The organism is Pantoea sp. X-Soil-MYKO-1289 (assembly GCF_059730625.1).
Map to the genome: position 1 here is coordinate 3,910,237 of NZ_AP036004.1, position 13,532 is coordinate 3,923,768.

Below are 13,532 nucleotides of genomic sequence, written 5' to 3' on the forward strand. Positions count from 1 at the left end.
ATGTTCATCCTGACTTCTTACCGGAATCGCGCGCGTTGGGCGGGGTGAGTCGACGCCGCGCATGGCGCTGCAGCATGGCGAAAATCGCCGCGCCCGCCAGCCCGGCCAGCATCAGCGCCGCCAGCGCCATCAGCACCGAATGCTGGCTGGCGTACCACACCACCATCATGTACCAGGGCATCTCGCCGCTCGGATACTGCGGGCCGACGCGGAAGCTGCGAATGCCGTTCTCGTCGGTGATGATGGCGGTATCGCCGCGGATCGCCGCGTTAATGCGCGCCGAGTTCAAATCGCCATGCAGCCGCAGCAGCTGGTCGTCGCTGGTCGCGACCGTCATCACCACGGTGCGATCGCGATTCCAGGGCGAGCGGTAGCTGATAAAGCCGCGCCACGCCTCGTTCGAGGAGAAGTAGCGATCGGCGTCCAGCGGCTGGCGATACCAGTCGCCGGTCAGCCAGCTGCGCACGTTGTCCAGCGTCGAGGGCGTTTTCACGCCGAAGGTGGCGCCATTGGCCTCGAACGGCGAACGCGCCAGCATCTGCTGGTTAAAGCGGCTGTCGCCGGTGGTGCTGATCGCCAGCACGTCGCTCTTCGCCAGCCGCGCCAGATGAGTGCCGCCGCTGGGCAGGCCGAACATCACCTGGTTCTGCGTCAGCGCCGCGCCGGTGGCGTTGCCCGCGCGCGCCGCCAGATCGAGCAGCGTGGCGATTTCGGCATTGCTCGGTTTCTCCGGCATCAGCAGCGTGGTCTGGCTGAAGTCCGCCAGCCGCGTAAAGGGAAAGGATGCGCCGACGAAGTAGGAGAGATTCGGCAGCAGCGTGAAGTGGCGCGTGTGGCTCAGGTCGATCCATGACTCCTCTTCAATGCGGCTTTTGATGTTGTTGTTGAGCAGCACGCCGCAGGGCGCGTCCGCTTTCGGCCGGATATTGAAGTAGAGCGAGAGCTGGTTGTCGCCGTAGATCAGCCAGGGATCGAGATGCAGCTGATACTGCTCCTGGCGCGCGTCGCCGCCCAGACGGTGCCACGCCTGTTCGAGCAGGCCGACTTTGTTTACCGTCAGGTTTCGCAGGAAGGTGCCGTTCAGCATCACGTTGAGGAACGAGCTGTTCTCGTCGATCCAGCTCTCCGACGGAAAGCGATAGTTCAGGTTCACCGGCACGGTATCGCCGTCCCACAGGAAGAGATCCGGCGCGGCGCGAAAGTTAACGCGCAGCGCGTCGTGCCAGAGGCCGGTCGACGTCAGATTCTGGTTCGGGTCCAGCAGCTCGTTGAGACGCACCGGGCGGCTGGTGTTGATCCAGCGCGGCGCGTCGTAGGGTTTGCGGCTGGCGAGAGGCTGCGGCTGAACGGCGAGGCTGCTGGCGTCGGTATTTAACGGCTGCGTGGTAAGGCGCAGCGCCGCCTGACGCAGCTGGGCGTCATCCTCGCCCGTCACCAGCAGCAGCTTATAGACCGGGTTATTGGGATTATCCACCAGCGTCAGCTGCGGGCCGCTCGCCTGCGGCAGGGTCAGGGCGCCGATACGATCGCCCGGATGACCGAACAGGATGCCATTTTGCTCGGGCAGCTCGCCGCGCGATACCGGAAAGCGGATAGTGCGATAGTCGCTCTGAATGCCGAGCCACGATGCCACCAGCGCGGCGGCGCTAATCGCGTCCGGCGCGACGTTGCTGGCGAAGCCCATGGCGACCGACGCGGGCGTCATGCGCAGCGGATCGATAAACGGACGCGGGAAGTTGCGCAGGCGCGTGCCGATATTCAGCTGCTGCCCTTCCAGGCTCAGCGTCGTCTGCGGCAGGATGGTGACCTGATAGTTCTGCGCGCTCTCTTTCTCGCACAGCAGCTTATCCGCATCGTTAATTTTAAAGCTGAGGTTATTGCTGGCGACCACCATCGCGGCGGGGATCTCCAGCTGATAGTCGCTGACGTCGCTGTCGCTGGCGCCAAGGGGCAGCGTGCCAAGCGGCTGGCCGTTGAGCATCAGCTGCAGCGAGGTGTTGCGCGCCGCCAGCGCCTGAGAGACGCGCAGCGACAAGTTGAGGTGCGCGTTGGTGATCACCTCATCGCCCGGCAGGGTAAAGACGATGCCGGACTGCAGCTGGCCGCCGCTCAGGATAATGCCCTGCTGCTGGCCCATCTGCGCGACGGAAATGGTGCTGCTGATCGGCTGGTTCAGCGCCGCGGCTGGCGCAGGCGCGATTACCGGCTGGCCCGGCACAAAGGGCGCGGCGGCGGCGGCGGATGAGAGCTGCGGATCGGCCTGCTCCAGTCCCGCCGGCAGCGGCAGATCCGACAGCGCGCTCTCCTGCTGGGTGGCGGGCGCGCTCGGTTCCGGCGCGACGGACATGCTCGGTTCCGCCACAACAGGTGCGCTCGATTCCGGCGCAGCGGGCGCGGTCGGTTCCGGCGCGACGGGCGCGGTCGACTCCGACGCGGCGGGTACAGCCGACTCCGGCGCGGCGGGTACGGCCGACTCCGACGCGATGGGCGCGGCGCTGTTGACCGGCGCGGCGGAATGTTCGGGCGCTTCCGCCCAGCCTGCGTTCAGCCACAGCGCCGCCGCCAGCGATGACGCCAGCAGAGAGTGAATCACGATGTTCATGCCGCGCCGTCCTCTTTTGCCGCGGCAGGCGTGCGGCCTTTGGCGCGCCGATCCTTCCAGGTCAGCCAGAACAGCTCAAACACGGTGCGAATAATGGTGCCCAGCGACAGCAGCGCATTGTCTTTTTTGTACTCCGGCTGAAGCCAGGCGTCGGCGCGCGCCAGCACCACGCGCACCAGCTCGCGCCGACGCGCCAGCGGCATCGCGGCGAAGCGCAGGCGAATCGACTTGTCGTCGCCGGAAATTTTGCTCACCGGAATGGTAATAGCCCCCGACTGCAGCAGCAGATCGATCTCTTCAATCTCATCGGTTTCATGGCGGTTATCCGGCGCATCCAGCTGCGCGCCGCCCATGGAGAGATCGCTGGTGCGGGTGCGCGACGAAATGCCGCTGGCGTAGTGGATAATCGCCGGGATCTCTACCTCAATGCGGATGGTTTTACGCACCTGCCGCGTTTCACGCGCCACCGCGATCGCCGCCATCAGGATAATCAGGCTAAAGAGCGCCCAGCCGACGTTCAGGGCGATCACGTAAGGGTCGACGCCGAAGTAGTCGTGCATCACCGCGCGCGCCACGCCAGCGGCGATGCCGATACCCAGCAGCGCCGCCACGATGACGTGCGGACGCACAATGTGAAAATCGAAGAAGCCCTGATCGAGCAGGCCGCCCTTGTCAGTTACGTTAAATTTGCCGTGCCTGGGCGACAGCAGGGTCAGCAGCGTCGGGATCACCAGGTGGAAACACATCACGGTTTCGTAGATTTCGCCCCAGAAGGTGTAGCGAAAGCGGCCGTTCATGCGCGAGTTAACGTAGAGCGACATCACCAGGTGCGGCAGCACATAGGCGAAGATCAGCGACGCCGACGAGTGAATAATATTGAGATTGAACAGCAGATAGGCGAGCGGCGCGGTCAGGAACACGACGCGCGGCAGGCCGAACTGAAAGTGCAGCATGGCGTTGAGATAGCAGAGGCGCTGCTGCCACTTCAGGCCGCGTCCCAGCAGCGGATTGTCGACGCGGAAAATCTGCGTCATGCCGCGCGCCCAGCGAGTACGCTGCACCACGTGCAGACCCAGACGCTCGGTCGCCAGACCGGCCGCCAGCGGGATCGCCAGAAACGCCGAGCCCCAGCCGCGCCGCTGCATTTTCAGCGCGGTATGGGCATCTTCCGTCACCGTTTCCACCGCGAAGCCGCCGATCTCCTCAAGCGCCGCGCGACGGATCACCGCGCAGGAGCCGCAGAAAAAGGTGGCGTTCCAGTTGTCGTTGCCCTGCTGCACCGGGCCGTAGAACAGCGCGCCTTCGTTGGGGATGCTCCGCGCCGCGCGCAGGTTGCGTTCGAAGGGATCGGGCGAATAGAAGTAGTGCGGCGTCTGCAGCAGCGCCAGCTTCGGATCGGAGAGGAATGGGCCGACGGTGGCCTGCAAAAAGGTGCGCGTAGCGACGTGATCGCAGTCAAACACGCAGATCAGCTCGCCTTTGGTGATCTTCATGGCGTGGTTCAGGTTGCCCGCTTTGGCGTGGCTGTTGTCGTCGCGCGTAATGTAGCCGACGCCGACGTCAGCGGCGAAAACCGCAAACTCCGGCCGCTTGCCGTCATCCAGCAGATAGACCTTCAGCTTGTCGCGCGGGTAGTCGATACACTGCGCCGCCAGCACGGTATCGCGCACCACGTCGAGGCTTTCGTTATAGGTCGGCACGTAGACGTCGACGGTCGGCCAGAGGGTGACGTCGTCCGGCAGCGGCTCGATGGTGCGCTTCAGCGGCCAGGTGGTTTGCAAAAAGCCGAGGATTAAAATCAGCCAGACATAGATTTCGGCAAGATATAAGCCAATGCCGAGGATCGCTTCCGTTTCGGAATTAAAATGGAGCGTCTCTGTGGTGCGCCACCAGATATATCGGGTGGACATCAGGGCCGAGAGAATAACCATCACCACCGTTATTTTACGGCTTTTGCTGAATCCCAGTAAAAACATCATCAAAATACTGATTAAGCCAAATATATATTGTTTCTGGCTGTCCATCGGCGTAATGACGATTACCGCGGCCGCTGGCGCAAGCACCAGCAGCAACAGGTAAAACCCGATCTTATTCATGATTCACCCTGGTAAAGCGCTGTTTTTTATAGCCCGGCGACGCCAGGCAATTAATAGTGGCTGCTGCGGATCGGCGCCTGAACTTCGCCATTACCGACGGAAATATTGAGGATATTCGCCACGCGTTTTCCAATCAGTTCAATATCGAACGCGGCGGCGGACGCAGGGCTGAAATCGTAAACTGATTGCTGGGAGGCGTTGGCTTCCGCCACGCTCTCATCGCGATGCACCACGCCCAGTAAGCTGTCGCCCAGCCGCTGCTGCATAAAGGCGGTGACGTCGCGGCTTATATTGCGGCGGTTGTCGCTCTGGTTCAGCACGAAGTAGTGCCCCAGCTGATTATTCAGCGGCTGGCCAATCATGCGGTTATTTTCAATTTGCGGTAACAGCGAAACCGAGGCGGTATCGGCCAGCATCACCACCAGGTGCATTTGCGCCAGCGCGCTCATCGCTTTTAGCGCCGGGCCGGGGCCGGGCGGAAAGTCGGCGACGATCACCAGACCGGGATAGTTCAGCACCGTATCCAGCCCGCGCCGCAGGAAGTGGGGATCTTTCGCCAGGTTCTCTTCAAAACGTTCGCGCTGCGGCTCGGTCACGTCGCCGTAGGGAAGTACGAAAATATTGCCGCCGGTGGTGAGGATCGACTGGCTCCAGTCCGCCTGCTCTTCCGAACGCGCGACAAAGCCGCGGCCGTCGTTGAGCGGCACGCCGAAATGCAGACGCAGGGCGTTCTGCACGTCAAAATCGATCGCTAATACCTTGCTGCCCGCCCGCGCTAATCCCCAGGCCAGATTGGCTGCCAGCGTGGTTTTTCCGACTCCCCCTTTCGGCGAGCACACACAAACTAACGGCATAGCGCAATCTTCTCCAGTAACGGTTTGAGCAGGGTCTCTTTCGGCAGGCTGACCGGCTCGCTGTGGCGCGCGCGAAACAGGCCGCCAAAGCGGCGCGCGGGCAAACCAAACGCCTGAACGGGCGGCGCGGAAACGGGCGCGGCGGGTACGCTAAGCGGCGCGACGGCCGCAACGGCGGGCTGCGCCGCGGCTACAGGCGGCGCCGGGAAGAGCGAAGAGCGGGGCGCAGCAGCAGGCGCGCGATCCGTCAGGCTGTCGAGAATGTTGCTGCTGCGTGCGCCGGCAGGCGACGCCGCCGCGGGCTGACGCATCAGCGGCGAGGCGGCTGGCGCGCGAAACTCATCGCCGCGCAGCGGCTGCGGCTGCGGCAGATCGATGCGCTGGCTGCCGCTGAACGGCGTTGAGGCGTCTTCATTCGCCAGCTGGCGAATAAGCGCCCACTGGCTATTTTCGGCGGGTTCCTGCAGCTGGCCTGACATATCTTTAAAGGCGATATCGAGCGTTTGCGTTTTTTCTTTGAAACGCTGCAAATCGTCATAGTTTTTCATCGGGCCATGGCCTGCATTCAGGAAAAAATTTGCCAGGAATATATCACATCCATTTAGGCCCGGTGAGAAAAATCTGATTATAAAAGACACACATTCAATAAAAGAGTTTTATCTTTATGATTGATTTAAAACCCACAAAAGCCTTTCTTGCTGGTTTTTCCAATAAATTAATTAATTAACCTTAACTGAAATAGATAAGCCGTTATTGGGGGTTCAGTAATAAAAATTACGCCTTACCCTTTGATGGCGCTGCCAATAGCGTATCGAGACTTTATTGCGTTTTTCCTTAATGCAAAGCTGACGGGCGTTTTACGCTTTAGATAACGCATCGCGATAGCCGCTCAGGTCAGCGACGATAATCTTTTACGCGAAATTTTTTTACGGCGGCTGAAGATGTATCAGATGGCATGAAGAGTGGGCAATAAAAAGGCCCCTTACGGAGCCTCTCTGTTTAAACCATCCCTTCCGCCGCGCCGACCGGCTGGTTTTCATCCTGGTCGACGGCGAAGCAGGCGATTTGCTGATCGCCGTAGCGCTTCAGCTTCGGCTGTAGCTGCACGCAGGTGCCGAAGCGGCGACGGCAGCGCGCGTTAAAGGCGCAGCCCGGCGGCGGGTTGAGCGGGCTGGGCAGCTCGCCGGTCAGCTTGATGCGCTCGCGCCGGTCATCCGGGTTGAGGCGCGGCGTGGCCGACAGCAGCGCTTGCGTATAGGGGTGGCGCGGATTGTTAAAGATCGCCTCTTTGCTGCCCTTCTCTACGCAGCGGCCCAGATACATCACCATGACCTCGTCCGCAATGTGCTCCACCACCGAGAGATCGTGCGAGATAAAGACGTATGAGAGCCCCATCTCCTGCTGCAAATCCATCATCAGGTTAAGCACCTGCGCACGCACGGAGACGTCGAGCGCCGAGACCGGTTCGTCGGCGATCAGCACGTCGGGTTCGAGCATCAGCCCGCGCGCGATGGCGATACGCTGACGCTGACCGCCGGAGAACATATGCGGATAGCGATCGTAATGCTCGGTTTTCAGGCCGACCTTCGCCATCATCTCCAGCGTCTTCTCTTTACGCTCCGCCTTGCTCAGCGCGGTATTAATCAGCAGCGGCTCCTCAAGGATCTGGCTGACTTTTTTGCGCGGATTGAGCGAGCCGTAGGGATTCTGGAACACAATCTGGATTTTCTGACGGCGCAGCTTCTGCGCCTGGGGATCGTGCTTCAGCAGATCCTGTCCGTGCCAGTAGAGCTGACCTTCGGTCGGCGTTTCGATCATGGTCAGCAGGCGGCCGAGCGTCGATTTGCCGCAGCCGGACTCGCCGACCACTGCCAGCGTTTTGCCGCGCTCCAGATTAAAGGAGACGCCATCCAGCGCTTTCACCAGGCGCTCCTGGCCGAACAGGCCTTTCTTCACCGGATAGTGTTTTTTCAGGTCAATCGCCTGCAGCAGGTAATCCTGCCTGGTATTATCAAGACTCATAGGTCGGTCTCCCGGCATCATCCAGCGGATAGTGACATTTGGACTGACGCCCCGGAATGTCGCGTAAGGCAGGTTCTTCTTTACGGCAGCGATCGGTGGCGTACGGACAGCGCGGATTCAGCAGGCAGCCGATCGGACGGTCATATTTGCCCGGCACCACGCCCGGCAGCGAGGCCAGACGCGCCTTGTCGGCGGCGAACTCCGGCAGCGCGCGCAGCAGCGCCTGGGTATAGGGATGACGCGGCGCTTTAAAAATATCGCTCGCCTTGCCGCTCTCGACCACCTGACCCGCATACATCACGATGATATGGTGCGCGGCTTCCGCCACCAGCGCCAGATCGTGCGTAATCAGGATCAGCGCCATATTCTCCTGCTGCTGCAGCTCCAGCAGCAGCTCGATAATCTGCGCCTGAATGGTCACGTCCAGCGCCGTGGTCGGCTCGTCGGCAATCAGCAGCTTTGGCCGACAGGCGATCGCCATGGCGATCATCACGCGCTGGCTCATGCCGCCCGACAGCTGGTGCGGATAGACGTCGAGACGCGACGCCGGATCGGGAATGCCGACCTGCGTCAGCAGATCGATAGCGCGCTGACGGCGGGTGCGGCGGTTGCCGCCCTGATGCACCTTAATCGCTTCCATAATCTGGTAGCCCACGGTGTAGCAGGGGTTCAGGCTGGTCATCGGATCCTGGAAAATCATCGCCACTTCCGCGCCCACCAGCTGGCGGCGCTCTTTCTCGGAGATGCGTTTCAGGTCGCGCTGGTTGAACTCCAGCTTCTCCGCCATCACTTTGCCGGGAAAGTCGATCAGGCCCATAATCGCCAGCGAACTGACCGATTTGCCTGAGCCGGACTCGCCGACGATGCCCACGACCTGCCCCTGTTCAACCTGATAGCTGATGCGGTCGACCGCGCGGAACGGTGTCTTATCGTCGCCAAAATGCACCGATAATTTATCTACATTTAATAACGCCATCTCGGTGCCTCTTACTGCTTGAGTTTCGGGTCGAGGGCGTCGCGTAAGCCGTCGCCCATCAGGTTAAAGGCCAGCACGGTGAGCAGAATGGTCAGACCGGGAAAGGTCACCACCCACCAGGCGCTTTGCGCATACTGCAATACGTCGGAGAGCATGGTGCCCCACTCCGGCGTCGGCGGCTGCGCACCCATACCGAGAAAGCCCAACGCCGCCATATCGAGAATGGCGTTGGAGAAGCCCAGCGACGCCTGCACGATCAGCGGCGCCAGACAGTTAGGCAGAATATTGACGAACATCTGACGCAGCATGCCCGCGCCCGCCACGCCGGAAGCGGTGACGTAGTCGCGGTTAACCTCAACCAGCACCGCGGCGCGAGTAAGACGGATATAGTGCGGCAGCGCGACAAAGGTCAGCGCGATAGAGGCGTTAACGATCGACGGACCGAAGATCGCCACCAGCACCAGCGCCAGCAGCAGGCTCGGCAGCGCCAGCATAATATCCACGATGCGCATGATGATGGCGTCCACTACGCCGCCGAGGTAGCCCGCCAGCAGGCCGAACACGACGCCGAGGATCAGCGACAGCACCACCACCATACAGCCCACCAGCAGCGACAGGCGCGCGCCGTACATCAGACGCGACAGCACGTCGCGGCCCACATCGTCGGTGCCGAGGATATAGCTCCAGCTGCCGCCTTCCTGCCAGACCGGCGGATGCAGCAGCGCATCGCGGAACTGCTCTGCGGGCGCATGCGGCGCCAGCGCGCCGGCGAAGATGGCGATCAGCAGCATCAGCACCACATAGATCAGGCCGATAACCGCGCCTTTATTGCGTTTAAAATAGTGCCAGAACTCCTGAATGGGGGTCATCGGCTTGGGTGCAGCGGGTACGCTTGCGGGATCAACAACAGACATGACGCCCCCTTATTTCTTATGTCGTATGCGCGGATTGACCACGCCGTACAGCAGATCAACCAGCAGGTTGACCAGGATAATCAGCACCGCAGTCAGCAGCACGCCGCCCTGCACTACCGGATAGTCGCGGCGTTGCAGCGCTTCGATCAGCCAGCGGCCGAGGCCGGGCCAGGAGAAGATGGTTTCCGTCAGGATGGCGCCCGCCAGCAGCGTGCCGACCTGCAGGCCAATCACCGTGACCACCGGCAGCATGGCGTTGCGCAGCGCATGAACCACGATAACGCGCATGCGCGTCAGGCCTTTCGCGCGCGCGGTGCGGATATAATCTTCGCCCAGCACTTCCAGCATCGCCGAACGCGTCATACGCACAATCACCGCCAGCGGGATGGTGCCGAGCACGATAGCGGGCAGGATCATATGCATCACCGCATCCTTGAAGTCGCCCGCCTCGCCCCAGAAGAAGGTGTCGATTAGCATAAAGCCGGTAAGCGGATTACTGTCGTCCAGGAACACGGTATCGCTGACGCGCCCGGAAACCGGCGTCAGGTTAAGCTGCACCGACACCAGCATGATCAGCATGATGCCCCACCAGAAAATCGGCATGGAGTAGCCGGTCAGGGAGATGCCGACCGCGGTATGGTCGAAGATGGAGCCGCGTTTCACCGCCGCAAGAACGCCTACCGGGATACCCACGGCGACGGCGAAGATCATGGCGCAGATGCCCAGCTCCAGCGTGGCTTTAAAGCGCGGGACGAACTCATCCCATACCGGGATGCGGCTCTTGAGCGAAATGCCCAGATCGCCATGCAGCACGCCGTAAATGTAGTGAACGTACTGTTTCCACAGCGGCTGGTCGAGGCCAAAGGCCGCCATCAGCTGGGCGTGACGTTCCGGGGAGATGCCGCGTTCGCCCGCCATGATCAGCACCGGATCGCCGGGGATCATATGCACGAATGCGAAGGTCAACAGGGTAATGCCGATAAATGTCGGGATGACAAGTCCCAGACGTCGGAGTATGAACTGCAGCATAAGCCGGATTCTCAGTCTTTTCCCGCCGCGGTAAGCCGCGGGATCTATTGCTCACAACTCGCTCCCGAAAAACATCGCGGGCGCGACGCAAAGTGCGTTAACCGTCATCTTTCGCTGCGCAGGCGCGAGGGCCCCGGCCCGACATTTACCGCGGCAAATGTCGGAGACTGGTCGGCTCGCCGCTTTCCTGCAGCGCGAAGATGTTGGGTTTTATTCGAAGAAGTTAGCCGAAAATGCGCGTCGACCGAGCGGGCAAGCGCCCGCTCAGGGGCCGAACTGGTCGGCCCGTACCGCAGGCGTTATTCCTGGATATCGACGTTTTCGAAATGGTGTTTACCTAACGGATCGACCACGTAGCCAGAGACTTTTTTGCTCACCGGCTCAAACACCGTAGAGTGCGCGATAATCAGCGCCGGCGCCTGGTCATGCATCACCACCTGCGCCTGCTTATAAAGCTCGATACGTTTATTGTGGTCCGCCTCGGCGCGCGCCGGCTGGATCAGATCTTCAAACGGCTTGTAGCACCAGCGTGAGTAGTTGGAGCCATCTTTTGCCGCCGCGCAGCTAAACAGCGTGGCGAAGAAGTTGTCCGGATCCCCGTTGTCGCCGGTCCAGCCCATCATCACCGACTGGTGTTCGCCCGCTTTCGCGCGCTTCAGGTATTCACCCCACTCGTAGGTGACGATTTTGGCTTTCACGCCGATTTTCGCCCAGTCAGCCTGAACCATTTCCGCCATACGGCGCGCGTTCGGGTTGTAAGGACGCTGAACCGGCATCGCCCACAGATCGATAGAGAAGCCGTCCGGCAGACCCGCTTCTTTCAGCAGCGCTTTGGCTTTTTCCGGATCGTAGGCGTAGTCCTGAATCGCGTCGTTGTAGCCCCACATGGTCGGCGGGATCAGGTTCTTCGCGGCCTGGCCTGCGCCCTGATACACGGCGTCGATAATCGCCTGCTTATTCACCGCCATGGTCAGCGCCTGACGCACCTTGACGTTATCCATCGGCTTCTTCTCGGTATTGAACGAGAGATAGCCAACGTTCAGGCCCGGCTGCTCCATCAGGTTGATTTTGGTGTCTTTCTTCATGCTGGCGATGTCGGCCGGGTTCGGGTACGGCATCACCTGGCACTCGCCTTTCTGCAGTTTGGCGTAGCGCACAGAGGCGTCCGGCGTGATAGAGAAGACCAGACGATCGATTTTCGGCTTGGTGCCCCAGAAATCCGGGTTGGCCTTATACAGAATGCGCGAATCTTTCTGGTACTGCTGCAGCACAAACGGCCCGGTGCCGACCGGGTTCAGATCCAGCTTCTCCGGCGTACCGGCTTTCTGCATCTTGTCCGCATACTCTTTCGACAGAATCGACGCGAAGTCCATGCCGAGGTCGGCGAGGAACGGCGCTTCCGGACGCGTCAGGGTAAAGCGCACGGTGTAGTCGTCAACTTTCTCGATTTTGCCGATCAGCTTCGGCATATCCATGCCTTCGAAATATTCGTAGCTGCCGCCGGAAACGTTGTGGAAGCTGTTGTTTTTATCCAGCTGGCGCTCGAAAGAGAACACCACGTCGTCGGCGTTAAACTCACGCGTCGGTTTAAAATCTTTGGTGGTCTGCCACTTCACGCCTTTACGCAGGTGAAAAGTATAGGTTTTGCCGTCATCGCTGACGTCCCATTTTTCCGCCAGGCCAGGCTGCAGCTCGGTGGTGCCGATTTTGAACTCAACCAGACGGTTATAGATCGGCACGGAGCTGGCGTCATAGGTGGTGCCAGAGGTGAACAGCTGCGGGTTAAAGCCTTCCGGCGAGCCTTCTGAACAGTAAACGAGGGTTTTTGCCTGAACACCTGCGGCGACGGTCATAGCAATCAGGCTCAGACCGACCTTCAGCATCCTGGATTTGGCCAGGGAGTTGATCATGCTTTTGCTCCATTGTGATGTGATGTTGTGTGTATTGCCCGACCTCTGTTTTTTTTATGCGGTTCAGGCGGACCACTGACGTGGTCGAAAGTGCGGAGCGTTCTTGTTGTGTTTTCCCGACGCCGTGGAAACTGCCGGATCACGCCGCTTCTGCAACTTTATTGACGCATCAATTTGTCAACAGTTGCAATAAACGTCAATACAGCCGCGAGTTATTTACACAGAGTGTGAGGAATAGCAAGCAACGGTAAAAAAAAGCTTTATTGCTCAATTGCCGGATATTGCATAGCGCTTTTCGCCGCCAGACCATATATCTCACTAAGCCCGGCGATAATTGACAGTGATTCTCACCGCTAAAAAACACCGGCGACTGCGCGATAAATGTTGAATAACTGAACGATTCATCGTGCGTTATCGCGTCCAGGTAGTGAAAAATGCTGGAATTCAGGCATAAGCAATCTGCATGACGATAAAAAAGGTCATAAGAAAAACGCGATGCGAAATAAGCGTCTGGGCCAGGCGCGGCGCGCGTTAGCGCATCAAAAAGGGGAATAATCAGACCAAATCGGCCTGCACGGCGGCAAAGAGAGATTTCGTCGGGTTTCTAATAAAACCGCGAGAAAAAGCTGAAACAATCACAGGCGATATTATATCGAAAAAAGAGCCGGCGAAATTGTTCGATCCGCGCGGTTAATGCCTCACAAAAACTTATGCGAATGACACTTTTAATCATGCTTTTTTTATTGGGCCGCGCATTTAAGCGTGAAGAGAATGACATTAATACAGGTGCCAATGTAGATGGCTGGCACAGATATATCATGCTTCTCAGATAGCAGTAAAACAGGCCGCACCTGAGCTTAAACGCGGATGGCATGGACGGAAGAGCAAAGCGTCCCGCGACAGGGATGTCGCGGGCCGAGCGAGCATGGATGCCTTGAGCGACTTTGCGATCCGTCCATGCCATTCGCGTGAGCACGAGCCTTACAGCATCGTTTTTCTGCAGACGAAAAAAAACCTGCTTTTTCAAGCAGGTTTCTTAAATCTGGTCGGTGAGAGAGGATTCGAACCTCCGACCCCTTCGTCCCGAACGAAGTGCGCTACCAGGCTGCGCCACTCACCGATGGGGGCG

Annotated in this window: 9 protein-coding genes and 1 tRNA gene; all 10 read right to left on the reverse strand. The window is 59.8% G+C overall.

The window, feature by feature from the left end; genetic code table 11:
- Nucleotides 1–4: 4 nt before the first annotated feature.
- The 10 genes from bcsB to AC6I7Z_RS18595 all read right to left on the reverse strand — a co-directional run bounded on the left by bcsB (nucleotide 5) and on the right by AC6I7Z_RS18595 (nucleotide 13,523).
- Nucleotides 5–2,602 carry a cellulose biosynthesis cyclic di-GMP-binding regulatory protein BcsB gene (gene bcsB / locus AC6I7Z_RS18550; protein WP_497815268.1) on the reverse strand — a complete coding sequence of 866 codons (2,598 nt, stop codon included), beginning with the start codon at nucleotides 2,600–2,602 and terminating at the stop codon, nucleotides 5–7.
- Nucleotides 2,599–4,698 carry a UDP-forming cellulose synthase catalytic subunit gene (gene bcsA / locus AC6I7Z_RS18555; RefSeq protein WP_497815269.1) on the reverse strand — a complete coding sequence of 700 codons (2,100 nt, stop codon included), beginning with the start codon at nucleotides 4,696–4,698 and terminating at the stop codon, nucleotides 2,599–2,601. Before bcsA ends, bcsB begins: the two co-directional genes overlap by 4 nt.
- A gap of 50 nt (nucleotides 4,699–4,748) precedes the next feature.
- Nucleotides 4,749–5,552, reverse strand: a complete 804-nt coding sequence (bcsQ, locus tag AC6I7Z_RS18560) for a cellulose biosynthesis protein BcsQ (RefSeq protein WP_033754478.1) — start codon at nucleotides 5,550–5,552, stop codon at nucleotides 4,749–4,751.
- Nucleotides 5,543–6,100, reverse strand: coding sequence for a cellulose biosynthesis protein BcsO (gene bcsO / locus AC6I7Z_RS18565; protein WP_497815270.1), 558 nt, complete (start codon nucleotides 6,098–6,100; stop codon nucleotides 5,543–5,545). The genes bcsQ and bcsO overlap by 10 nt, the downstream gene beginning before the upstream one ends.
- A 451-nt stretch (nucleotides 6,101–6,551) precedes the next feature.
- Entirely contained in the window at nucleotides 6,552–7,574 is a 1,023-nt protein-coding gene (gene dppF, locus AC6I7Z_RS18570; protein WP_497815271.1) for a dipeptide ABC transporter ATP-binding subunit DppF, read from the reverse strand.
- Nucleotides 7,564–8,550 carry a dipeptide ABC transporter ATP-binding protein gene (gene dppD / locus AC6I7Z_RS18575; RefSeq protein WP_048783781.1) on the reverse strand — a complete coding sequence of 329 codons (987 nt, stop codon included), beginning with the start codon at nucleotides 8,548–8,550 and terminating at the stop codon, nucleotides 7,564–7,566. Before dppD ends, dppF begins: the two co-directional genes overlap by 11 nt.
- A gap of 11 nt (nucleotides 8,551–8,561) precedes the next feature.
- Nucleotides 8,562–9,464, reverse strand: coding sequence for a dipeptide ABC transporter permease DppC (dppC, locus tag AC6I7Z_RS18580; RefSeq protein WP_497815272.1), 903 nt, complete (start codon nucleotides 9,462–9,464; stop codon nucleotides 8,562–8,564).
- Nucleotides 9,465–9,473: 9 nt separating this feature from the next.
- Nucleotides 9,474–10,493 carry a dipeptide ABC transporter permease DppB gene (dppB, locus tag AC6I7Z_RS18585; RefSeq protein WP_033754467.1) on the reverse strand — a complete coding sequence of 340 codons (1,020 nt, stop codon included), beginning with the start codon at nucleotides 10,491–10,493 and terminating at the stop codon, nucleotides 9,474–9,476.
- Between the two features lie 299 nt (nucleotides 10,494–10,792).
- Nucleotides 10,793–12,403: a dipeptide ABC transporter periplasmic-binding protein DppA gene (dppA, locus tag AC6I7Z_RS18590; RefSeq protein WP_497815273.1), complete on the reverse strand. Its 1,611-nt coding sequence runs from the start codon at nucleotides 12,401–12,403 to the stop codon at nucleotides 10,793–10,795.
- 1,043 nt (nucleotides 12,404–13,446) lie between these two features.
- Nucleotides 13,447–13,523 (reverse strand) — tRNA-Pro (locus AC6I7Z_RS18595).
- Between the last annotated feature and the right edge of the window lie 9 nt (nucleotides 13,524–13,532).

What these genes read in the sequence shown, in the direction of transcription:
- dppB (WP_033754467.1), bottom strand. Translation starts at nt 10,493, where the DNA reads ATGCTGCAGTTCATACTCCGACGTCTGGGACTTGTCATCCCGACATTT.
- bcsQ (WP_033754478.1), bottom strand. Translation starts at nt 5,552, where the DNA reads ATGCCGTTAGTTTGTGTGTGCTCGCCGAAAGGGGGAGTCGGAAAAACC.
- dppD (WP_048783781.1), bottom strand. Translation starts at nt 8,550, where the DNA reads ATGGCGTTATTAAATGTAGATAAATTATCGGTGCATTTTGGCGACGAT.
- dppA (WP_497815273.1), bottom strand. Translation starts at nt 12,403, where the DNA reads ATGATCAACTCCCTGGCCAAATCCAGGATGCTGAAGGTCGGTCTGAGC.
- bcsB (WP_497815268.1), bottom strand. Translation starts at nt 2,602, where the DNA reads ATGAACATCGTGATTCACTCTCTGCTGGCGTCATCGCTGGCGGCGGCG.
- dppF (WP_497815271.1), bottom strand. Translation starts at nt 7,574, where the DNA reads ATGAGTCTTGATAATACCAGGCAGGATTACCTGCTGCAGGCGATTGAC.
- dppC (WP_497815272.1), bottom strand. Translation starts at nt 9,464, where the DNA reads ATGTCTGTTGTTGATCCCGCAAGCGTACCCGCTGCACCCAAGCCGATG.
- bcsA (WP_497815269.1), bottom strand. Translation starts at nt 4,698, where the DNA reads ATGAATAAGATCGGGTTTTACCTGTTGCTGCTGGTGCTTGCGCCAGCG.
- bcsO (WP_497815270.1), bottom strand. Translation starts at nt 6,100, where the DNA reads ATGAAAAACTATGACGATTTGCAGCGTTTCAAAGAAAAAACGCAAACG.